This is a genomic window from Micromonospora eburnea, assembly GCF_900090225.1.
In the GTDB taxonomy this organism is placed as follows: Bacteria; Actinomycetota; Actinomycetes; order Mycobacteriales; family Micromonosporaceae; genus Micromonospora; species Micromonospora eburnea.
The window spans coordinates 800134-819740 of record NZ_FMHY01000002.1; the positions used below are offsets into that span (position 1 = coordinate 800134).

The 19607-nt window shown below is 73.4% G+C and carries 21 protein-coding genes and 1 tRNA gene; 17 read left to right on the forward strand and 5 right to left on the reverse strand.

Annotated features, from left to right (window positions below):
• Nucleotides 1–104 precede the first annotated feature (104 nt).
• Nucleotides 105–734 (reverse strand): LysE family translocator, encoded by a 630-nt coding sequence (locus GA0070604_RS04050; RefSeq protein ID WP_091114368.1) that lies wholly within the window; start codon nt 732–734, stop codon nt 105–107.
• 79 nt (nt 735–813) lie between these two features.
• Here GA0070604_RS04050 and GA0070604_RS04055 point away from each other — a divergent pair, with 79 nt between their 5' ends.
• From GA0070604_RS04055 to GA0070604_RS04105, 11 genes are all read left to right on the forward strand, one after another.
• Nucleotides 814–1146: a PadR family transcriptional regulator gene (locus GA0070604_RS04055; protein WP_091114372.1), complete on the forward strand. Its 333-nt coding sequence runs from the start codon at nt 814–816 to the stop codon at nt 1144–1146.
• Complete coding sequence (locus GA0070604_RS04060) at nt 1143–2165, forward strand: HAAS signaling domain-containing protein (protein WP_091114375.1); 1023 nt, start codon at nt 1143–1145, stop codon at nt 2163–2165. The genes GA0070604_RS04055 and GA0070604_RS04060 overlap by 4 nt, the downstream gene beginning before the upstream one ends.
• 140 nt (nt 2166–2305) lie before the next feature.
• Nucleotides 2306–2785 (forward strand): LppU/SCO3897 family protein, encoded by a 480-nt coding sequence (locus tag GA0070604_RS04065; RefSeq protein ID WP_091114378.1) that lies wholly within the window; start codon nt 2306–2308, stop codon nt 2783–2785.
• A 112-nt stretch (nt 2786–2897) separates the two neighbouring features.
• Complete coding sequence (locus tag GA0070604_RS04070) at nt 2898–3584, forward strand: dienelactone hydrolase family protein (protein ID WP_091114382.1); 687 nt, start codon at nt 2898–2900, stop codon at nt 3582–3584.
• Nucleotides 3585–3603: 19 nt separating this feature from the next.
• The gene (locus tag GA0070604_RS04075; RefSeq protein ID WP_091114385.1) at nt 3604–4317 is read left to right on the forward strand and encodes a uracil-DNA glycosylase; all 714 of its coding nucleotides are present in this window, start codon (nt 3604–3606) and stop codon (nt 4315–4317) included.
• Nucleotides 4318–4336: 19 nt separating this feature from the next.
• Entirely contained in the window at nt 4337–5077 is a 741-nt protein-coding gene (locus GA0070604_RS04080) for a DUF4129 domain-containing protein (protein WP_091114388.1), read from the forward strand.
• A gap of 10 nt (nt 5078–5087) precedes the next feature.
• Complete coding sequence (locus GA0070604_RS04085; RefSeq protein ID WP_091114392.1) at nt 5088–5666, forward strand: hypothetical protein; 579 nt, start codon at nt 5088–5090, stop codon at nt 5664–5666.
• Nucleotides 5666–6673: an AAA family ATPase gene (locus tag GA0070604_RS04090; RefSeq protein ID WP_091114395.1), complete on the forward strand. Its 1008-nt coding sequence runs from the start codon at nt 5666–5668 to the stop codon at nt 6671–6673. The genes GA0070604_RS04085 and GA0070604_RS04090 overlap by 1 nt, the downstream gene beginning before the upstream one ends.
• On the forward strand, nt 6673–8037 hold the full coding sequence (locus GA0070604_RS04095) for a DUF58 domain-containing protein (RefSeq protein ID WP_091114399.1): 1365 nt from the start codon (nt 6673–6675) through the stop codon (nt 8035–8037). Before GA0070604_RS04090 ends, GA0070604_RS04095 begins: the two co-directional genes overlap by 1 nt.
• Before the next feature lie 22 nt (nt 8038–8059).
• A complete protein-coding gene (locus GA0070604_RS04100; protein ID WP_091126890.1) occupies nt 8060–8632 on the forward strand; it encodes a VIT1/CCC1 transporter family protein in 573 nt (190 codons plus the stop codon).
• A gap of 102 nt (nt 8633–8734) precedes the next feature.
• On the forward strand, nt 8735–10054 hold the full coding sequence (locus GA0070604_RS04105) for an NAD(P)/FAD-dependent oxidoreductase (protein WP_091114402.1): 1320 nt from the start codon (nt 8735–8737) through the stop codon (nt 10052–10054).
• Between the two features lie 22 nt (nt 10055–10076).
• Here the strand turns inward: GA0070604_RS04105 and GA0070604_RS04110 are convergent, their stop codons facing one another.
• Nucleotides 10077–11894, reverse strand: coding sequence for a hypothetical protein (locus GA0070604_RS04110; RefSeq protein ID WP_244161736.1), 1818 nt, complete (start codon nt 11892–11894; stop codon nt 10077–10079).
• Nucleotides 11895–11996: 102 nt separating this feature from the next.
• Here GA0070604_RS04110 and GA0070604_RS04115 point away from each other — a divergent pair.
• From GA0070604_RS04115 to GA0070604_RS04130, 4 genes are all read left to right on the forward strand, one after another.
• Nucleotides 11997–12077 (forward strand) — tRNA-Leu (locus GA0070604_RS04115).
• A gap of 109 nt (nt 12078–12186) precedes the next feature.
• Nucleotides 12187–13029, forward strand: coding sequence for a Bax inhibitor-1/YccA family protein (locus tag GA0070604_RS04120; RefSeq protein WP_091114408.1), 843 nt, complete (start codon nt 12187–12189; stop codon nt 13027–13029).
• Nucleotides 13030–13149: 120 nt separating this feature from the next.
• A complete protein-coding gene (locus GA0070604_RS04125; protein ID WP_091114412.1) occupies nt 13150–13902 on the forward strand; it encodes a Bax inhibitor-1/YccA family protein in 753 nt (250 codons plus the stop codon).
• A gap of 61 nt (nt 13903–13963) precedes the next feature.
• Nucleotides 13964–14284, forward strand: coding sequence for a hypothetical protein (locus GA0070604_RS04130; RefSeq protein WP_091114417.1), 321 nt, complete (start codon nt 13964–13966; stop codon nt 14282–14284).
• On the opposite strand, the gene GA0070604_RS04135 is transcribed toward GA0070604_RS04130, so the two are convergent.
• The 3 genes from GA0070604_RS04135 to GA0070604_RS04145 form a co-directional block, all read right to left on the reverse strand.
• Nucleotides 14281–15543, reverse strand: a complete 1263-nt coding sequence (locus GA0070604_RS04135) for an acetyl-CoA C-acetyltransferase (RefSeq protein ID WP_091114420.1) — start codon at nt 15541–15543, stop codon at nt 14281–14283. The genes GA0070604_RS04130 and GA0070604_RS04135 overlap by 4 nt on opposite strands.
• A gap of 75 nt (nt 15544–15618) precedes the next feature.
• Nucleotides 15619–16416, reverse strand: a complete 798-nt coding sequence (locus GA0070604_RS04140; RefSeq protein WP_091114424.1) for an SGNH/GDSL hydrolase family protein — start codon at nt 16414–16416, stop codon at nt 15619–15621.
• A gap of 99 nt (nt 16417–16515) precedes the next feature.
• Entirely contained in the window at nt 16516–17562 is a 1047-nt protein-coding gene (locus GA0070604_RS04145; RefSeq protein ID WP_091114428.1) for an SGNH/GDSL hydrolase family protein, read from the reverse strand.
• Nucleotides 17563–17702: 140 nt separating this feature from the next.
• Here GA0070604_RS04145 and GA0070604_RS04150 point away from each other — a divergent pair, with 140 nt between their 5' ends.
• Nucleotides 17703–18059: a YkvA family protein gene (locus GA0070604_RS04150; protein WP_091114432.1), complete on the forward strand. Its 357-nt coding sequence runs from the start codon at nt 17703–17705 to the stop codon at nt 18057–18059.
• Nucleotides 18060–18135: 76 nt separating this feature from the next.
• On the forward strand, nt 18136–19506 hold the full coding sequence (locus GA0070604_RS04155) for a cystathionine beta-synthase (RefSeq protein WP_091114436.1): 1371 nt from the start codon (nt 18136–18138) through the stop codon (nt 19504–19506).
• The last annotated feature ends 101 nt before the right edge of the window (nt 19507–19607 follow it).

The following is a 19607-nucleotide window of genomic DNA, read 5'->3' on the forward strand; positions in this document are numbered from 1 at the left end:
GGCACAGAATGGATCTCCCGGTGGCGGGAGTGCCGTCACGCTGTCGGCTCCGCGTTGTCACGCATCGCGGTCGATTCGCACCGGGTGGCCGTCAACCGCGTGGCTCAGGCGCTCTCGGCGGCGAGTCGGGCGCCGAAGCCGAGCAGGGCCACCCCGGTCAGGCCGTCCAGCCAGCGCCGTACCCGCCGTCGGGACAGCACCGAGCGGATCCGGTTCAGCGCCGTGACCAGCACCATCAGGTACGCCAGGCTCAGCACCGCGTGGCTGAGCGCGAAGGCGAGCAGCACGTCCGGTGGCGCTGACGGGCCGACGAACTGTGGCAGTACGGCCAGATAGAACGCCAGCACCTTGGGGTTGGTGATGTTCGACAGGAAGCCCTGTCGGAAGCCGGTGAACGCCTGCCCGGAGGCGCCGGCGGGGCTGCCCGCCAACGGCGGGTAGCTGCCGTGCCAGGCCGAGCGCCACGCCTGCACCCCGAGGTACAGCAGGTACGCCACCCCGGCCCAGCGGATCGTCTCGAACAGCGGCTGGGAGCGGACGACGAGCGCACCCAGCCCGGCTGCCGCGGTGCCGCCCTGTATTGCGTTCGAGCTGGCCACCCCGATCGCGCTCCACCTGCCGCGGCGGCGGCCGGCGGCCAGGGTGTTGCGGGTGACCACGGCGAAGTCCGGACCCGGGATCAGGACCAGCACCAGGGCGAAGAGCAGGAACGAGGCGTAGGCGCTCCACGACATGCCCTCAACCTACGGCCGGTCCGGCGGGTAGCTACTGTTTTCTTGACGGTACTGCGCAATCCACAGTACCGTGCGAAGCGTGGATACGACGCAGCTCCTCAAGGGCGTGCTCGACCTGGCCGTTCTCGCCGTGCTCAGGGACGAGGACGGCTACGGTTACGACATCCTCCGCCGGCTGCGTGAGGCCGGCCTGGAGGAGGTCGGTGACGCCTCGGTCTACGGCACCCTGCGCCGGCTCTTCGCCGCCGGCCTGCTCACCACCTACGTGGTGCCGAGCGAGTCCGGCCCGCACCGCAAGTACTACGCGCTCAACGCCGCCGGCCGGGACCAACTCGCCCGCTCCGGCAAGACCTGGCGCTCGTTCGCCACCACCATGGACGCACTGCTCGATGATCGGGGGATGGCGGCATGACCGTCACTGGGCAGGAGATCGCGGACTACGTTGACCGGGTGCGGGCCGCCCTCGCCGACCTGCCACCCGTCATCCGCGACGAGTTGACTGAGGACCTGCCGGAGCACCTGGCCGAGGTGGCCGCCGAGGGCGACGGCGCGCTGGTCGACCGGCTGGGCACCCCGGAGGGGTACGCGGCCGAACTGCGGGCCGCCGCCGGCGTGGACGGCGACCGTGCAGGATCGTCGCTCAACCGGCGGTACGGCGCCCTCCGGGCCCGGCTCGCCGCCCTGTCGCAACGCCTGGACGCCCGGCTCGGCCCGCTGCTCGGGTACGCCACGGCGAGCGAGTTCCTCCGGCCGCTGCGCCCGGCGTGGTGGCTGGTCCGCGGCTGGCTGGCCGCGCTGCTGATCTCCGCCATGCTCGGCGAGCCGTCCGGGCTGCTGCCCCGGCTCAGCGGCAACCCGCTGGCCGGCCTGTTCCTGCTCGCCGGCACGGTCCTCGCCTCGGTCTGGTTGGGGCACCGCTCCGCCGGCCTGCGGGGCTGGCCGCGGCGGCTGCTGCGGGTCGGCACGGCCAGCCTGCTGCTCTTCGCCGTCGCCGTGTTGCTGAACGTGGACCGGCACGCCAGCTCGGACGAGTTCGCCAGCTACGACAACGTCTCGGTGGGCAACCCGTACGACTCGATCCAGGACGTCTTCGTCTATGACGAGCAGGGGCGGCTGGTCCGCAACGCCCGGCTGTTCGACCAGAACGGTGTGCCGATCCGGCTTGGGTATCCGACCTGCGACGACCTGGGCAGGCTGACGGCACCGCCACGGAACGTCTATCCGTACTGCCCGGAGCAGGCGCCCTTCGCGCCGGCCATGCCGACCGAAAGCGCGTCGCCCACGCCGCCGGAGAGCGCGTCGCCCACGAGCGCGTCGCCCACGGCCACGCCGACCGCCGGCACGCCGGCCCCGCCGACCGCCAGCGCGACGGCCCCGCCCCCGCCGCCGACCGGAGCGCCGGCCCCGCCGGATCCGACCGCGACCCGCTGAACCGCCCGAGGGGTGCCCGCCGACCGGCGGGCGCCCCTCACGGCGTCCATCGTGGACAAAAGCGGTGGGGTGGTGCGGCGGTGCCCGGAGTCGGTCGCTACGGTGTCGTCTGCTCATCGACTCCCACGAAGGGAACGCCCGTGCCTGAGCAGGTTGCCCTCGCGTCCGCAGCGCCGGAGATCGACGACGCGCCCGCCCCGCCCCGGCCGTCCCGTCTCGGCGCCGTCTTCGGGGTGCTCGTGCTCCTCCTCGGCGTCGCGGCCGCCCTGCTGGTGGGGCTGCTGATCCGGGTCGGGCCCGGTGGCGACCTGCGCGACCTGTTCGCCGGCGGCGACGGCACGGCCGAGGCGAAGGCCGGCGACTGCGTCGCGGAGCTGCCCCGGGTGGCCGGCGTGGAGGCGAAACCGGCCGACGACGCCCGCGTGGTCGGGTGTGGGTCCGGCGACGCCGCGTACACGGTGGTCGGCCGGGTGCAGGACCCGACGGCGGCGCGGAACCGTTCGGCGGTCGCGTGCGAGCCGTACTTCCACGCGGGTGACGACGGTTACGTCCTCTACCGGGTCGGCGACGACGGCGACGGTTACCTGCTCTGCCTCGTTCGCAAGCCGAACGGGAGGTGAATGCCACTCTTCGCGCGTCTTCCGTGCGCCGGTCAGCGCGTGGCAGGCTACCCGCACGTAACACCCACTGTGCGACCAGCCAACGATGACTGACCGCTAGGAGGACGGGTCGATGGGCGAGATGGTGAGCTTCACCGGCAACGGAGGGACGAGCGAGGGGTATCTCGCGATACCCTCCGACGGTGCGGCCAGCCCGGCGGTCATCGTCATCCAGGACTGGTGGGGCCTGGTGCCCCACGTCCGGGCGGTGGTGGACCGTTTCGCGGAGGCCGGCTTCGTCGCCCTCGCGCCGGACTTCCGTCACGGCGGCCCGGCCAGCCGGCCGAGTGAGCCCCGGCAGATGTTGAACAGCACGCAGATGGACGAGGCGGCGACGGACATCGCCGCCGCCGCGGAATATCTCGCCGGTCGGCCCGAGGTCGCCGGTCGGATCGGGTGCGCCGGGTTCTGTGCCGGCGCCAGCCTGGCCCTCTGGTCCGGCGTGTTCTCGAAGCGGATCGCCGCGACCGCCGGCTTCTACCCCCGCCTGCCCTGGGAGGGCATGCGGACGGACTGGGCCGACTACGCGGGCAAAGCCGCCCTCATCCACTGCTCGGAGGCGGACGGCACCTCCGCCGCCGACGGGGTGCAGAGCGTACGCCGGGCCATCGAGACCGCCGGCGGCGCCTGCCAGACGTACGACTACCCGGGCACCGCGCACGCGTTCTTCAACGAGGACCGCCCGGAGCACTTCGACCAGCGGGCCGCCGCCACCGCGTGGGCCCGCACGCTGGAACTCTTCCGGGCCAGGCTTGGCTGAGCCGCGTACCCCGCAGGATGTGGTCGCCCGCGCCGCGCGGGCGACCGACCTGACCGACCTCGACGGTGCGGTCGGCAACTGCTTCGCCTGCCCGCGCCTGGTCTCCTGGCGGGAAGAGGTCGCCCGGACGAAGCGGGCGGCCTTCCGCGACCAGGAGTACTGGGGGCGGCCGGTGCCGGGCTTCGGCGCGCCGGACGCGCGGATCGCGATCCTCGGCCTGGCGCCGGCCGCGCACGGCGGCAACCGCACCGGCCGGATCTTCACCGGTGACCGCTCCGGCGACGTGCTCTTCGCCGCGCTGCACCGCGCCGGGCTCGCCAACCAGCCGACCAGCGTCGCCGTCGACGACGGCCTCACCCTGCGCGAGACCCGCATCTTCTCCGCCGTGCGCTGCGCGCCGCCGGACAACAAGCCCACCCCGGTCGAGCGCGACACCTGCGCGCCCTGGCTGCACCGCGAGGTCGCGTTGATCCAGCCCACCCTGCGGGTCGTGGTCGCGCTGGGCGCGTTCGCGTGGGCGGCGTGGTGGCCGCTTCTGCGAGGTGTCTACGATCAGCGCCCGCCCACACCTCGCCCGGCCTTCGGCCATGGGGCACACTGGTCCGGCACGTCCGCACCGGCGCTGCTCGGCTGCTACCACGTCAGCCAGCAGAACACCTTCACCGGGCGGCTGACACCAGCGATGTTGGACGACGTGTTCGCCCGGGCGAAACAGTTGGCCGGGGTGGACTGAGGAACGCGTGGGCGGTGGGATGGACCTCGGCGTACTGCGCAGGTGGTGGCCGGTCGCGGTGGTGACCCTGCTGCTGGCCGGCGTCGCCCTGGCCGCCGGGCACTCCACGATCGGGGCGAGCCGGATCCCGCCCGTCGCGGACCACCTCCCGTACGTGCCGGAGTACCCCACCGCCGAGCCGACGCCCTCGATCCCGGTCGAACCACGGGACGCGGCAGAGCCCGCCTCCGCCGGAATTCCCCAGTGGATCCTCACCGCCGCGCTGGTCGTGCTAGGTCTGGCCGCCCTGGTCGCCATGGGGTACGCGATCTGGACGGTGGTCAGCGGGGCGCTGCGGCGTACCACCCGGGCCATCCCGACACAGCGGGTCCGGCGAACCGCCGAGGGCACCGCCCGGGAGGTGGTGGCCGCCCTCGACGCCGGCCTGGTGGAGCTGGACGACCGGTCCACCGACCCCCGGACCGCCGTGATCGCCTGCTGGGTCCGGCTGGAGGAGGCCGCCGAGGAGGCCGGCGTGCCCCGGCTCGCCGAGGACACCTCCACGGATCTGGTCAGCCGGCTGTTGCGCGGCGACCCGGCGGCCGGCGTCCCGGCGATCGCCAGCACCGACGTGCTGGACGGTTTCGCGCACGTCTACCGCGAGGCCCGGTATGCCACCCACACCGTCGACGAGCGGATGCGCGACCAGGCCCGGGCCGCGCTGCGCCGGCTGCGCGGGGAGCTGACCAGCCTGGCCGGCGTCGGCGAGGGGCCACGATGAGCGAGACGGCATGAGCACCAGCATCGACGACCTGCTGTCGTCCGAGACGTACGCCGAGGAGCCGGCCCCCGAGCGGCGCGGCCGGCTGCGCTGGCTGGCGCGTACGCTCGCCAGCACCGCGGCGATCGTGGTGGTGGTCGTGGTCGGCCTGCGCACGGTGGGCCTGCAGGTCTCGCTCTGGATCCTCGTGGCGGGCGTGCTCGCCCTGCTCGCCGTACGCCGGGTCACCGCCGCGCTGGCGCCCCCGCCGCCGCCCCGGGCCGGCGGCCGGGCGCCCGGCGGCGAGGAGCCGGGCAGCTGGAACTGGGCCGCCCAGGACGCGCTGCGCGCCGCGATCAACGGGTGGGAACGCCCGCTGGACTGGTGTGCCGGCGACCGGGAGCGGTTCACCACCCGGATCCTGCCCCGGCTCGGTGAGCTGGCCGACGAACGGCTGCGCCAGAAGCACGGCGTCACCCGCGAGTCCGACCCGGCCCGCGCCCGTGCCCTGCTGGGAGAGCCGCTGTGGACGTTCCTCAACACGCCCCCCCACCGCCCCCCGTCGCCGCGCGTGCTCGCGGCGATCGTCGTCGAACTGGAGAAGCTGTGATGAACGACGTGGACCGGAGCATGCCCGCCGCCGAGGTGGGTCGACTGGCCCAGGCGGTGCTGGACGCGGTCGGCACGGTCGTGGTCGGCAAGCGGGACGCGCTGGAGCTGGTCCTCGCCGGCATCCTGGCCGGCGGGCACGTGCTGTTGGAGGACCTGCCCGGTCTGGGCAAGACGCTGACCGCGCGCTCGTTCGCACAGGCCCTCGGGCTGGACTTCCGCCGCCTCCAGTTCACCCCGGACCTGCTGCCCGCCGACGTCACCGGTTCCTTCCTCTACGACCAGCGCAGCGGCGACTTCTCGTTCCGCGCCGGGCCGGTCTTCACCAACCTGCTGCTCGCCGACGAGATCAACCGGACCCCGCCGAAGACCCAGTCGGCGCTGCTGGAGGCGATGCAGGAGAAACAGGTCTCGGTCGAGGGCGTGACGTACCGGCTGGACGAGCCGTTCCACGTGCTCGCCACCGCCAACCCCATCGAGTACGAGGGGACGTACCCGCTGCCCGAGGCGCAGCTCGACCGGTTCCTGCTCCGGGTGTCGTTCGGCTATCCCGACCACGAGGAGGAGTGGGACGTGCTGCGCCGGCGGATCGCCCGCCGCCGGGAGGAGGCCGAGATCAAGCCGGTGGTGGACGCCAAGACGCTGCGCGCCATGCAGGCCGCGCTGGAGGACGTGGTCGTCGAGGACTCCATCGGCCGGTACATCGTGGCGCTGACCGCCGCCACCCGGGAACACCCCTCCGCGCTGGTCGGCGCCTCGCCGCGCGGCTCGCTGGCGCTGCTGCTGCTCTCCCGGGTCCGGGCGGTCCTCGCCAACCGTGACTACGTGGTGCCGGAGGACGTCAAGGCGGTGGCGGTGCCCGCGCTGGCCCACCGGATCACGCTCCGTCCGGAGATGTGGCTGCGCCGGGTCGACCCGTCCTTCGTCGTCGGCGAGGTGCTGACCTCCACGCCCGCCCCGGCCAGCGGCGCGCTGCCCAGTTACGCGGCCGGGTCCGTCGGGCGCTGATGGCCGACCGTCACGAGCCGGTGAGCGGCTGGGCGCCCACCCGGGCGCTCGGCCGGGCCGTGCTGCTCACCGGGCTGCTGCTGGTCGCGGCCGTGCTGCTCGGCCGGGTCGAGCTGGTCGTGCTGGCCACACCGTTCGCCCTGGGCACCGCGTACGGGTTGCGCCGCCGCCCCACCGCGCTGCCCGAGCTGGAGATCGCCACCGGGGAGGCGCACCTGGTCGAAGGCACGCCGATGGCCGCCGCGGTCGCCGTCGCCAACCCGGACACCGTGTCGTACGACCTGGCGGTGGTCCGGACCCGGATGTCGCGCTGGCTGCGGGTGGAGAAGGCCAGCTTCGGCGGGGCCGGGGTGGACGTGAGCCGGTCCGGCGGGGCCGACCGACCCTTCGCCACCTCGCTGCCCTCCGGCAGGGCGATCGACCTGGAGCTGACCGGGACGGCGCTGCGCTGGGGCCGGCACCCGGTCGGGCCGGCCGGGGTGCGGGTCGCCGCCGCCGACGGACTGCTGGTCTCGCGGGCTGTGATCACCGATCCGGTCCGGACGCGGGTCTATCCGATGACGGAGCCGTTCGAGGCGGTGGAGGCGATGCCCCGGGCCGCCGGACTGGTCGGGGCCCACCACTCCCGTCGGCCCGGGGAGGGCGGCGAGCTGGCCGGCGTACGGGTCTTCGCTCCCGGCGACCGGCTGCGCCGGATCGACTGGCGGGTGTCGCTGCGGGCCCGGCAGTTGCACGTGGCGGCCACCCTCTCGGACCGGGACGCCGAGGTGGTGGTGCTGCTCGACGTGCTGGCCGAGGCGGGTCGCTCCGGCGGCATCGGCGGCCCGGCCTCCGTGCTGGACACCACGGTGCGGGCCGCCGCCGCGATCGCCGAGCACTACCTGCACCGGGGCGACCGGGTGGCGCTGCTGGAGTACGGCCCGGCCGCCCGGAGGCTGCGTCCGGCGACCGGCCGCCGGCAGTATCTGACCGTGCTGGAATGGCTGCTCGACGTGCGGGCCGAGTCGTCCCCGCACGAGCTGTACGAGCAGGTCTTCGGGCTCCAGTTGCCCTCCTCGGACGCGCTGGTGGTGGTGCTCACTCCGCTGCTGGACGAGCGATCCGCCCAGATGCTGGCCCGGATGGCGCGGGGTGGGCGGTTCGTGGTGGCGGTGGACACCCTGCCGGCCGACCTGCCGGTGCCCAGGGAGCGGGGTTGGGCCGAGGTGGCGTACCGGCTGTGGCGGCTGGACCGGGACACGATGATCGGGCAGCTCCGCGAGCACGGCGTACCGGTGGTGCGCTGGGCCGGCGCCGGCAGCCTCGACCAGGTGCTGCGGGATGTGGCCCGGCTGGCGACCGCGCCGCGGGTCGGTGGCCGGTGAGCGCGGGCGAAGGCGGGTACGCATGAACGACCTGGTCGAGGGGCTGCACGAGCGGGTGCGGGCCGTGCGGTACAAGGTCCGCCGGATCAGCCTCACCCCGCTGCTGGTGCGTGCCGGCATCGTCCTGGCCGTGTTGGTCGGTCTCCTGGTCGCGTACCCGGTGCAGGTGTTCAACCCGCGGTCGCTGGCGGCCCTCGCGGTGGTGGCGGTGCTGCCGGCGATCGGGCCGCGCCGGGTCTGGCCGACCTTCGCGGCGCTGGTCACGGTCGCCGGCTGGTTGCTCGCCACGCTGGGGTTCGACCGGCCGCCGGCGCTGTGGCGGCTGCTCGCCGTGGCGGCCCTGCTCTATCTGGCGCACACGCTCTGCGCGCTGGCCGCGCTGCTGCCGTTCGACGCGGTGGTCGACCCGGAACTGGTGGTCCGGTGGCTGGTCCGGGCCGGCGTGGTGGTGTTGGCCAGTGCGGTGATCGGCGTCGTGCTGGCCTGGCTCGGCGGGGTCGGCGGGGAGCGCGGCTTCCAGGCGGTGACCCTGGCCGGCCTGCTCGTCGCGGTGGCGCTCAGCGCGCTGTTGGGCTGGCTCCTGCGTCGCAGATAGCGGGACGTCTCGGTACGTTGTGCAGGTCACAAGGGTTGTGCTCTGTCACAGAACGGGGTCTCGAAAGGGATTAGCCGAGCCGCCCGGGGAAAGATGGATAGCGTGAATCCGAAGCGGATCCTTGTCGTGGGCGCCGGGCACGTCGGCCTGTACGCCGCGTTGCGCCTGTCCAAGAAGCTGAGCTCTCGTGAGGCTGAGGTCATCGTCGTCGACCCGCAGCCGCACATGACCTACCAGCCGTTCCTCCCCGAGGCGTCCGCGGGCAACATCTCGCCGCGGCACGCGGTGGTGCCACTGCGGCGGGAGTTGCGTAAGTGCAAGGTTCTGGCCGGCACGGTCACCCGGATCGACCACGACCGGAAGACCGCCACCGTGCAGCCGATCAGTGGCCCGACCCGGGAGATCCGGTACGACCACGTGGTGGTCGCCCCGGGCTCGGTCTCCCGGACGCTGCCGATTCCCGGCCTGCATGAGCACGGTATCGGGTTCAAGACGATCGGCGAGGCGATTTTCCTCCGAAACCACGTGCTGGACCGGCTCGACGTGGCGGCGGCCACGACCGACCCGGAGGTCCGCCGGCGCGCGCTGACCTTCGTCTTCGTCGGTGGCGGCTACGCCGGCATCGAGGCGCTCGCCGAGATGGAGGACATGGCCCGGGACGCGCTTCGCTACTACCCGGAGCTCAAGCAGGACGAGCTGCGCTGGGTGCTGGTCGAGGCCACCCAGCGGGTGCTGCCCGAGGTCGATCGGGACATGGGCGCCTACACGGTGCAGCAGCTGCTCAAGCGGAACATGGACATCCGGCTGGACACCCGGCTCGAATCCTGCGTCGACGGGATCGTGCGGCTCTCCGACGGCGACAGCTTCCCCACCGACACCATCGTCTGGACGGCCGGGGTCAAGCCGTCGCCGATGCTGGACGCGACGAATTTCCCACGCGACGAGCGTCGCCGGGTCACCTGCCTGCCCACCCTCCAGATCGTGGACGGCGACCGGGTGCTCGAGGGCGCCTGGAGCGCGGGCGACTGTGCCGCGGTGCCGGACCTGACCAAGGAGCCGGGCAACTACTGCTCGCCGAGCGCGCAGCACGCGGTGCGCCAGGCCATGCGGATGGCCGACAACATCGCGAACGTGGTGCGGGGCCGGGAGCCGGTCAACTACAAGCACAAGCACGCCGGCAGCGTGGCCAGCCTCGGCCTGCACAAGGGCGTGGCGCAGGTCTACGGCGTGAAGATGACCGGCTGGCCGGCCTGGTTCATGCACCGCACGTACCACATGTCGCGGATCCCGTCGCTCAACCGCAAGGTCCGGGTCGTGGTCGACTGGACGCTGGCGTTCTTCCTCAAGCGTGAGGTGGTCGCGCTCGGCCAGCTGCACGACCCGCGCGAGGAGTTCGCCGAGGCCTCCGCCCCCGTCCGCTGAGGTCGGGCGGGCTCGGGCCAGGTCAGAAGCGCCAGGTCCAGGCGTCGGCGACGCGGGCGCCCGGGCCGAAGAGCGCCTCCAGCGTCCGGCGCAGGGCCCCCGCGTGCGGTGCGTCGTCGGTCAGCGCCAGGCAGGAGGCACCCCAGAAGCGGACGTCCCGGGCGGCCTGCCGGCGCTGCTCGTCGCCGATCGTCGGGGGCACCCCCCGCGCGGCGACGTCGGCCAGCAGAGCCGAGGTGGGCTGCGGGTAGGTGCCGACGGAGGGTGCCCCGTCGTGGCCGTACGGGCCGATGAAGAAGCCCTCCGGTACGCCGAACGCGGCGTTCGCGGCGGTGGCCCAGCGCATCGGCCCGGGGTCGGTCGGGGTGGCCGCCGGCACCGGGACCAGCACCCCGCCGGGGCGTACGCACTGCCGCCAGTGGCCGGCGGTGACGAACTCGGGCAGCGGCGGCCGGGGTGTGGTCGGCAGCGGCGTGGGAAAGACGCTGAGCAGACCCACGCCGACGGCCACCGGCACCAGCCGCCGGACCCGGCCGCGTCCCGCCAGGGCCCGGTCCAGGGCGAGGGTCAGGATCGTTCCGGCCAGTGGCAGCACCGCCAGGCCGAACCGCGTCGGCAGCGCGGTCTCCGTCACGGGCAGCCCGACCAGCAGCGCGTACGGGGCGCGCAACCCGCTCCGTACGCCGGAGACCAGCACCTCGGGGCCGAGCGACAGGACGCCCATCACCACGGCCCCGGCCGCGCAGGCGACCGCCGGTGGCCGGCGGCCGAGCCAGGCGGCGCAGCCGACGGTGACCAGCAGCAGGGGCCAGCCGAGGAAGGTGTTGTACTCGGCCGGGCCGGTGGCCAGCCGGGACGCGGCGTCGTCACCCAGCACGGTGAGCGGGGAGAGGGTCACCCAGCCGGTCAGGTCGGCGGCATAGTGGTACGGGTCGAACAGCGCCCCGGAGACGGCCTGCGGACCGGCGAACTGATACCACACCGGGTAACCGAGCGCGAAACCCGCCAGAACGGCGGCCATCGCCAGCCCGCCGCCGAACGCGGGCAGCGCCCGGCGCAGCCGTGCCCGATCGGCCAGCCCGTACGCCGGCACCATCACCAGCAGGGTGACCGCAGCCAGGAAGAGCACCTCCTCGCCCACGAAGAACTGGGCGGTGACCGCCGCGGCCAGCCCGACGGCCGAGGTGGCCACCCGGCGGCGGTCCGCGCCGCCCGTCCGGCCAGCGGGGTCGGCGGCCCGAAGCATCCGGATCACCAGCCAGACGAGCAGCGGGACCAGCCACTGGGCGGTCATGTGCAGGTGCGCGTTGCTCTGCGAGACCATGCCGGGGCCGAAGCCGCAGAGCGCCGCGCCGAGGGCCGCGGCGAGCGGGTGTGCGCGCAGCGCCCGGGTGAACAGCAGGTACCAGGCGATCGCCGTGCCGGCCAGGTTGCCGGCGGCCAGCAGCGCGAAGGTGACCGGCGCGCCGAACGCGAACGTGACCGGGGCGAGCAGCACGCCGAGCGCGATCACCGTGGTGTTGGTCAGCAGGTTGACCCCGTCCGGCGCGTTGAGCCGGTCGGTGAGCAGGCCGAAGTCGCCCAGCAGGGCGCGCGCGTCGACGGCCAGGAACCATTCGTAGAGGGTCTGGTCCGCCGGGTTGAGCGCGAGTACCCGCTGTCCCGGTGCCGGCCACAGGCCGTGGGTGAGCCATCCGGCGAGCAGGGCGAAGGACAGTCCCGCGAACAGGCCCGCGCGGTGCCGGGCCACGGCGGCCAGCAGGCGGGCCGTACGCGGACGGGTGACCGCCGGGTCGAGGCGTCCCGCCGGGCCGAGGGCCGTACGGGCGGCGCTGGTCACGGCTTCGACCATAACGGCGGCTCCCCGCCGGGTACGCCGGCTCGCCGCGCAACGGTTACGGTGAGACCTGCACCGCCGCGCGTCGACGCGCGGGTGTCACCCGCCCGGGTGGTGGAACGGCAGACACGGCCGCCTTAAAAGCGGCTGCCGCGAGGCGTGCGGGTTCGAGCCCCGCCCCGGGCACCGAGACTCTCAGGTTTCCCACAGCTTCACTCCGGGCGCGGCGGTGCACGTCCCGTTTACCCTGGAGAGGCACGTTCACGTGCATCGACCCCCTGAGGGAGGCCTGAAAGTGAAGACCTCGAACCCGGTGCTCTCGCGGTTCGGCCAGGCGGCCGAACGCGAGCGGGCGGCCGGGTACGCCCAGCCCGGGCCGTACGGTCAGCCCGGATATCCGCAGCAGTACCAGCCGTACCCGCAGCAGCCGCAGTACGCGGCCGGTCCCGCCTACCCGGTGACGCCGGTCACCGAGACCCCGATGACCCTCGACGACGTCGTCGTCAAGACGGTCACCATGCTGGCGATCCTCGGCGGTGCCGCGGCGGCCACCTGGGTCCTCGTCCCGGACCAGTTGCTCGGGGCGGCCTGGCTCGGCGGCGCGGTGGTCGGCCTGGTGCTCGGCCTGATCATCTCGTTCTCCCGGATGGCGAACCCGGCCCTGGTGGTGGCGTACTCCATCATCGAGGGTGTCTTCGTCGGTGCGGTGAGCAAGACCTTCGAGTCTTTCTACGACGGCATCGTGCTCCAGGCCGTGGTGGCGACCTTCGGCGTCTTCTTCGTGATGACGATGCTCTACAAGGCGCGCGTCATCCGGGCCACCCCGAAATTCACCAAGATCATGGTCGCGATCATGGGTGGCCTCTTCGCCACCATGATGATCAACCTGGTGCTCTCGCTCTTCGGGGTCAACACCCACCTGCGCGACGGCAGCGGGCTGGCCATCGTCTTCAGCCTGGTCTGCATCGTGGTCGCCTCGCTGAGCTTCGTGCTCAACTTCGCGAACATCGAAGAGGGCGTCCGGATGGGCCTCCCGCAGCGCTACGCCTGGACCGCCGCCTTCGGTATCGTCGTCGGCCTGGTCTGGCTCTACCTCGAGGTGCTGCGCCTGCTCAGCTACCTCCAGGGCGACGACTGACCGCCGTCCGACCACCGACGCCCGCCTGCCGCGACCGCGGCGGCGGGCGTCGTCGTTTTCCCGCCACCACCGGCCCGTCCGGGGCAGAGTGAGGGCGGGTACGTCGGCGAGGAGGTCACGGTGCGGAGTACCAACCCCGTGCTGACCCGATTGGACGACGTCCGCCGGGCCGAGCGTCAGGTGCTCGGCGCGGCCGACACGATGACCGTGACCGACGTGGTCAGCCGTACGGTCGGCCTGCTGTTGCTCGCCGGCGTCACCGCGGCGGTCGCCTGGGTGGTCGTGCCGCAGGCGGTGTGGATCCCGGCGGCCCTGGCCGGCAGCTCCCTGGCCAGCCTGGCGCTGGTGCTGGTCATCTCCCTGAGGCAGGTCACCAACCCGCCGCTCATCGTCGGGTACGCGGTGCTCCAAGGGCTGTTGCTCGGGGTGGCCAGCCGGGCCTTCGAGCAGGTGTATCCGGGCATCGTGGTGCAGGCGGTGATCGGCACCTTCGGCGTCTTCCTCGGCATGGCGCTGCTCTACCGGGCCCGGGTGGTCCGCGCCACCCCGCGGATGGCCCGGCTGGTCGCGGGCACGCTGCTCGGGATCCTGGTGCTCAGCCTGGTCAACCTGGTCGCGTACCTGTTCACCGGGCGGCAGGGGGTGGCGGTCTACAGCCTGACCGCGCCGGTGGGCTGGCTGCCGTACGTCTTCTCGGTGGTGGCGATCATCGCCGGCGCGTTCAGCTTCATCCTCGACTTCGACCTGGTCGAGCGGTCGACCCGGGCCGGACTGCCCCGCCGGTACGCCTGGTACTGCGCGTTCGGGCTGCTGGTCGGCTTGGTCTTCCTGTACTGGCAGATCCTCCGCCTGCTCGGCTACGTCCGGCGCTGACTTCGACGGCTCCAGCTCGGCGCGTCTGCCGCGAGTTGGAGCCGTCGTAGACTCGGCCGCGATGAGCGCAGCGGAACTGGACCGGGCGGTGGAGCTGCTGGTCCGTCAGGTCGGGCACTGGCAGCAGCCGCGCTGGTCGGCGGCGGCCGAGGGCGGCAACGTCTCCCGGGCCGACCTGGTGCACAAGCTGGTGCAGGAGATCGCCAACCTGGCGGCGGACGCGGAGGGCGGCCCGCGCCGGGAGGTGCCCCGGCTCGACGGCGACCTGGCGCTGCCCGACCAGCTCCGGGTGGTCGCCGCCGATCTGGCGGCGGCCGGCCCGTCGGAGTCGGTGCTGGCCGAGGCCGCCGCCGCCGTCGCCCGGACCCGCTCCGCCCTCTAACTCAGTCGTTCGAGCACCATGGCCATGCCCTGGCCGCCGCCGACACACATGGTCTCCAGACCGATGGTGCGGTCGTGCCACTCCAGGGCGTTGAGCAGGGTGCCGGTGATCCGGGCTCCGGTCATGCCGAACGGGTGCCCGACGGCGATCGCGCCGCCCATCACGTTCAGCTTCTCCTCGGGGATGCCGAGCTGCCGGTACGACGGGATCACCTGGGCGGCGAACGCCTCGTTGATCTCGACCAGGTCGACGTCGTCGATGGTCATGCCGGCGCGCCGGAGAGCCTGCTTCGACGCCTCCACCGGGCCGAGGCCCATGATCTCCGGGGACAGCGCGGTCACGCCGGTGGAGACGATCCGGGCCAGCGGGGTGACGCCGAGGTCCTTCGCCCGCTGGGCGCTCATGATGATCACGGCGGCGGCGCCGTCGTTGAGCGGGCAGCAGTTGCCGGCGGTGATCCGGCCGTCCGGGCGGAAGACCGGCTTCAGGCCGGCCACGCCCGCCAGGGTCACCCCCGGACGCGGGCCGTCGTCGGCGCTGACCACGGTGCCGTCGGGCGTGGTCACCGGGGTGATCTCGCGGGCCCAGAAGCCGTCGGCGATCGCCTTCTCGGCCAGGTTCTGGCTGCGTACGCCGAAGGCGTCCATCTCCTCGCGGGTGATGTCGTACGCCTGGGCGAGGTTCTCCGCGGTCTGCCCCATGGCCAGGTAGATGTCGGGGAGCTGGCCGGCCTCGCGCGGGTCGGTCCACACCTCGGCGCCGCCCTGGGCGCGAGCCGCCGAGCGCGCCCGCGCCGCCGCGAAGCGGGGATTCTCCCAGCCGCCGCCGACCAGCGCCTGCGCCTCCGGCGGCAGGGCGTCCGAGTTGCCGCGGGCGTACCGCGAGACGGTCTCGACGCCGGCGGAGACGAAGACGTCGCCCTCGCCCGCCCGGATCGCGTGCATGGCCATCCGGGTGGTCTGTAGCGACGAGGCGCAGTACCGGGTCAGCGTGGCGCCGGGCAGGCCGTCCAGGCCCAGCAGGGTGGCGACCACCCGGGCCAGGTTGAAGCCCTGCTCGCCGCCGGGCAGCCCGCAGCCCAGATAGAGATCGTCGATCGTGGTGGGGTCGAGCGCCGGCACCTTGTCGAGGGCGGCCTGGACGACGGTGGCGGCGAGGTCGTCCGGGCGGACGTCCTTCAGGGATCCCTTGACCGCGCGACCGATGGGAGACCGGGCGGTGGCGACGATGACGGCGTCGCGGGGCGACTCAATCGGCATGAACCAACGTTAACTCGCCGGTAACTTGCGGCGGAAGTCGGCTGCCGGGCGGGAAATGTCACGCCCGGCGTCGGGTCAGTGGTGTCGGGAGGCGACCGTCGCCGCCGCCGCGACCGCCGGCAGCAGGGCGTGCGCCCAGACCCGGTAGCCGTCGGCGGAGGGGTGGTAGCCGTCGTGGCAGAGCGTCCCCGCGTCCGCCCGGAACACCGGGCCGGTCTCGGCGGCCAGGTCGACCACGCTGCCGCCGGCCTCCAGGACGGCCGCGTTCTGGGCCCGGGCGACCCGCCGGCCGGACCAGGCGAGCAGCTGCCGCAGCGGGGACGCGACCGCGCGTACCGCGCCGAGGTCGGGGCAGGTGCCCACGACCACCTCGACGTGGGCCTCGCGCAGCCGGTGCACCGCCGAGGCGAGGTACGCCGCGGCGTCCGCAGGCCGGGCCAGCGCGGTGGCGTCGTTGGCGCCGATCAGGATCACCGCCACGTCGGGGCGCTCACCGAGCAGCGCTCGGGCCACCTGGGTGGCCAGGTCGGTGGTACGGGAGCCGGACACCCCCACGCTGGACAGCTGCACCTGCCTGCCGGCCGGCCCGTCGGTGAGCAGGTGGGCCAACTGGCCACCGATGGTCTCCTCGAAACGCTCCACGCCGACGCCGAGCGCCGACGAGTCGCCGAGCAGCACCAGGCGCAGCGGCGGGGCACCGGCCCGGCCGACCGTGGCACGCAGCGCGAGGCCCAGCTCGGGCTTGGCGTACTGGCGGCTGCGGGCGGCGATGGCTTGGCCGGCGAGGATGGCGGCCCCGCCCACCGTGCCGGCGACCAGGGAGAGGGCCGCGGCCCGACCCAGCCGGACCACGAGTTCGTTACGCCCCGTCATGGCGACACCTCCCCATGGCCGGCGCAGGGGCCGGCCAGCTTGCGAGGCGTGCTCATGTCACGCCTGCGTTGTGCCTGATGATGCCCCTGACAGGCCCGCTCATGCCAGCCCCTTGAGGGTGGGAGAATCGGCGGCGGTCCTCGGTTGCGGCTCCGCGCCGACACCGAAGTGGGCGCGCCGCCGGAGCTGCGCCCAGCGACCGCCCGGACCCCGGTCGCGCCCCTGGACCTGGGTGCCGCTGACCTCGGTGCCGGCGTGCCGGGCCGCCTCCTGGGCCGCCTCCGGCAGCGACCGCACGCCGTCCCGGCCGGCGAGTGGAGCCGGGCGCTCCGGGCCGGCGCCCAGCGCGGAGAGCAGGGTGGGCAGCAGGGCCGCCGCGGCGACCGCGTAACCCTCGGCGGACGGGTGGAACCGGTCCCAGGCGAACATCCGGGCCGGCTCCGCGGCGAACCGGGGACCGAGCAGGTCACCGAGGGAGACCGTCCGGCCGCCCGCCTCGACCACGGCCACCGTCTGGGCGGCGGCGAGCTGACGGCTCCAGCGGCGGGCCAGCCAGCGCAGCGGCGGCTGGATCGGCTGGATCGCCCCCAGGTCGGGGCAGGTGCCGACGACCACCTCACAACCGTTGTCGCGCAGCGTGCGTACGGCGTCGACCAGATAGCGCACCGCCACCGACGGTGATGTGCGGTTGGTGACGTCGTTGCCGCCGATCAGGATGACCGCGATGTCCGGCTCGACCTCCAGGGCCGACTCGACCTGTGGCTTCAGCCCGGCGGACAGGGCACCCACCACGGCGAAACGGTGCAGCCGCACCGGCCGATGCAACCGGCGGGACAGCCCGGTGGCCAGCAACGCGCCCGGTGTCTCGCGGCGGCGGTGCACGCCGTAGCCGGCCGCGGAGGAGTCGCCGAGGATGACCATGGTGATCGGCGGGCCGGGGAGCTTCGCGCCATAGACCCCGTCGCAGCGCGGCGGGGGCGCCTCGGCCATCGGAATGGTGCGTCGGGCCTGCCGGGCCTGGCCGAGCAACACGCCGCCGGTCGCGACGGTGGCCGCCACGGTGGCGCCCGTGCCGATCGCCGCCAGGCGGGCGATCCGCCGGACATCGCGCCAACCGGCCGGTGCGACGGAACCAGCGTCCCCCATGAACCGACATTATCGCGCCGCACCGACACCCCGCTCTCCTGAGATTGCGCGGCTGGGCGGCGACGGTTCCGGGTACCTGAGCCGACAGTGGCGAAACTTGCGCCGGGAACGCACGCTGGTGGCGGAAAGGGGCGACGATCATGGCGAAGACGTTGAAGCGGAGCGCGGCGTTCGCCGCGCTGGGCCGGGCGCTGATGGCGGGGGCGCGGAGCGGTCCGCCGGTGGGTAGGCGGCTGGCGGCCCTGCCGCGGATGATCTGGGCCACGGCGAAGGGGGAGTACGACGGCGGCCTGCGGCTGGCCCTGATGACCGCGGCGACGGCGTACATCGTCTCGCCGATCGACCTGATTCCGGAGTTCCCGCTGGGGCTTCTCGGCCTGGCCGACGATGCCGTGATGGTCAGCTGGCTGGCCGGCAGCGTGCTCGCCGAGACCGAACGGTTCCTGGAGTGGGAGGCGCGTCGCAGCTCGGTCGTCCCGGGACATGTGGTGCCCTGACGACACGTACCCTTGGGCGACGAACTGATGTCCGCCCGGCCGCCGGCGCCGGTGCCGTAACGAAGGGCACAACGAGGTGCAGTACTACGACAACGTCGTCGAGCTGATCGGCAACACCCCGCTGGTACGCCTGCGCAACGTCACTGAGGGCATCCAGGCGACCGTGCTGGCGAAGGTGGAGTACGTCAACCCGGGCGGTTCGGTGAAGGACCGGATCGCGCTGCGGATGGTGGAGGACGCCGAGAAGGCGGGGATCCTCAAGCCGGGCGGCACCATCGTCGAGCCGACCAGCGGCAACACCGGCATCGGGCTGGCCCTGGTGGCCCAGCTCAAGGGCTACAAGTGCGTCTTCGTCTGCCCCGACAAGGTCAGCCAGGACAAGCAGGACGTACTGCGCGCGTACGGCGCCGAGGTGGTGGTCTGCCCGACCGCGGTCGCGCCGGAGGACCCGCGTTCCTACTACAACGTCTCCGACCGGCTGGCCCGGGAGATCCCCGGCGCCTGGAAGCCCGACCAGTACAGCAACCCGGCCAACCCCCGCTCGCACTACGAGAGCACCGGCCCCGAGCTGTGGAAGCAGACCGAGGGGCAGATGACGCACTTCGTCGCGGGCGTCGGCACCGGGGGCACCATCTCCGGCATCGGCCGCTACCTCAAGGAGGCGTCCGACGGTCGGGTCAAGGTCATCGGCGCGGACCCGGAGGGCTCGGTCTATTCCGGTGGCACCGGTCGGCCCTACCTGGTCGAGGGGGTCGGCGAGGACTTCTGGCCGGAGACGTACGACCGGACCGTGGCCGACGAGATCGTCGAGGTGTCCGACAAGCAGTCCTTCGAGATGACCCGGCGACTGGCTCGCGAGGAGGGGCTGCTGGTCGGCGGCTCGTGCGGCATGGCCGTGGTCGCCGCCCTGGAGGTGGCCCGCAAGGCCGGCCCGGACGACGTGGTCGTGGTGCTGCTGCCGGACGGTGGCCGGGGCTACCTGTCGAAGATCTTCAACGACCGGTGGATGGCCCGGTACGGCTTCCTGGACAACTCGGGCACCGAGCCGACCGTGGCCGACGCGCTCGCCGGCAAGCCGGGCGGCCTGCCCGAGCTGGTGCACGTCCACCCGACCGAGACGGTGCGCGACGCCATCGACTACATGCGCGAGTACGGCGTCTCCCAGCTTCCGGTGCTCAAGGCCGAGCCGCCGGTGGTCACCGGTGAGGTGGCCGGCTCGATCGCCGAGAAGGATCTGCTCGACGCGCTCTTCACCGGGCAGGCCCACCTGCACGACACCATCGAGCGGCACATGGCCGAGCCGCTGCCGATGATCGGCGGCGGGCAGCCGGTCAGCGAGGCGGTCGCCCTGCTGGAGAAGGCCGACGCCGCGCTGGTGCTGGTCGACGGCAAGCCCAAGGGTGTGCTGACCCGACAGGACCTGCTCGCCCACCTCGGCGCGCGCTGAGATGTAAGGAAGGGCCCCTTCTTAACACCCCGTGCGCAGGAGAACGCCGGGCGACGCTGTTAAGAAGGGGCCCTTCCTCTACCGCAGGCGTTAATAGGGGG

Bases quoted from the DNA above. Each gene is read 5' to 3' on its own strand.
- GA0070604_RS04050 (WP_091114368.1), bottom strand. From the start codon at position 734: ATGTCGTGGAGCGCCTACGCCTCGTTCCTGCTCTTCGCCCTGGTGCTG.
- GA0070604_RS04060 (WP_091114375.1), top strand. From the start codon at position 1,143: ATGACCGTCACTGGGCAGGAGATCGCGGACTACGTTGACCGGGTGCGG.
- GA0070604_RS04070 (WP_091114382.1), top strand. From the start codon at position 2,898: ATGGGCGAGATGGTGAGCTTCACCGGCAACGGAGGGACGAGCGAGGGG.
- GA0070604_RS04080 (WP_091114388.1), top strand. From the start codon at position 4,337: ATGGACCTCGGCGTACTGCGCAGGTGGTGGCCGGTCGCGGTGGTGACC.
- GA0070604_RS04085 (WP_091114392.1), top strand. From the start codon at position 5,088: ATGAGCACCAGCATCGACGACCTGCTGTCGTCCGAGACGTACGCCGAG.
- GA0070604_RS04090 (WP_091114395.1), top strand. From the start codon at position 5,666: ATGAACGACGTGGACCGGAGCATGCCCGCCGCCGAGGTGGGTCGACTG.
- GA0070604_RS04095 (WP_091114399.1), top strand. From the start codon at position 6,673: ATGGCCGACCGTCACGAGCCGGTGAGCGGCTGGGCGCCCACCCGGGCG.
- GA0070604_RS04100 (WP_091126890.1), top strand. From the start codon at position 8,060: ATGAACGACCTGGTCGAGGGGCTGCACGAGCGGGTGCGGGCCGTGCGG.
- GA0070604_RS04130 (WP_091114417.1), top strand. From the start codon at position 13,964: ATGAGCGCAGCGGAACTGGACCGGGCGGTGGAGCTGCTGGTCCGTCAG.
- GA0070604_RS04135 (WP_091114420.1), bottom strand. From the start codon at position 15,543: ATGCCGATTGAGTCGCCCCGCGACGCCGTCATCGTCGCCACCGCCCGG.
- GA0070604_RS04140 (WP_091114424.1), bottom strand. From the start codon at position 16,416: ATGACGGGGCGTAACGAACTCGTGGTCCGGCTGGGTCGGGCCGCGGCC.
- GA0070604_RS04145 (WP_091114428.1), bottom strand. From the start codon at position 17,562: ATGGGGGACGCTGGTTCCGTCGCACCGGCCGGTTGGCGCGATGTCCGG.
- GA0070604_RS04150 (WP_091114432.1), top strand. From the start codon at position 17,703: ATGGCGAAGACGTTGAAGCGGAGCGCGGCGTTCGCCGCGCTGGGCCGG.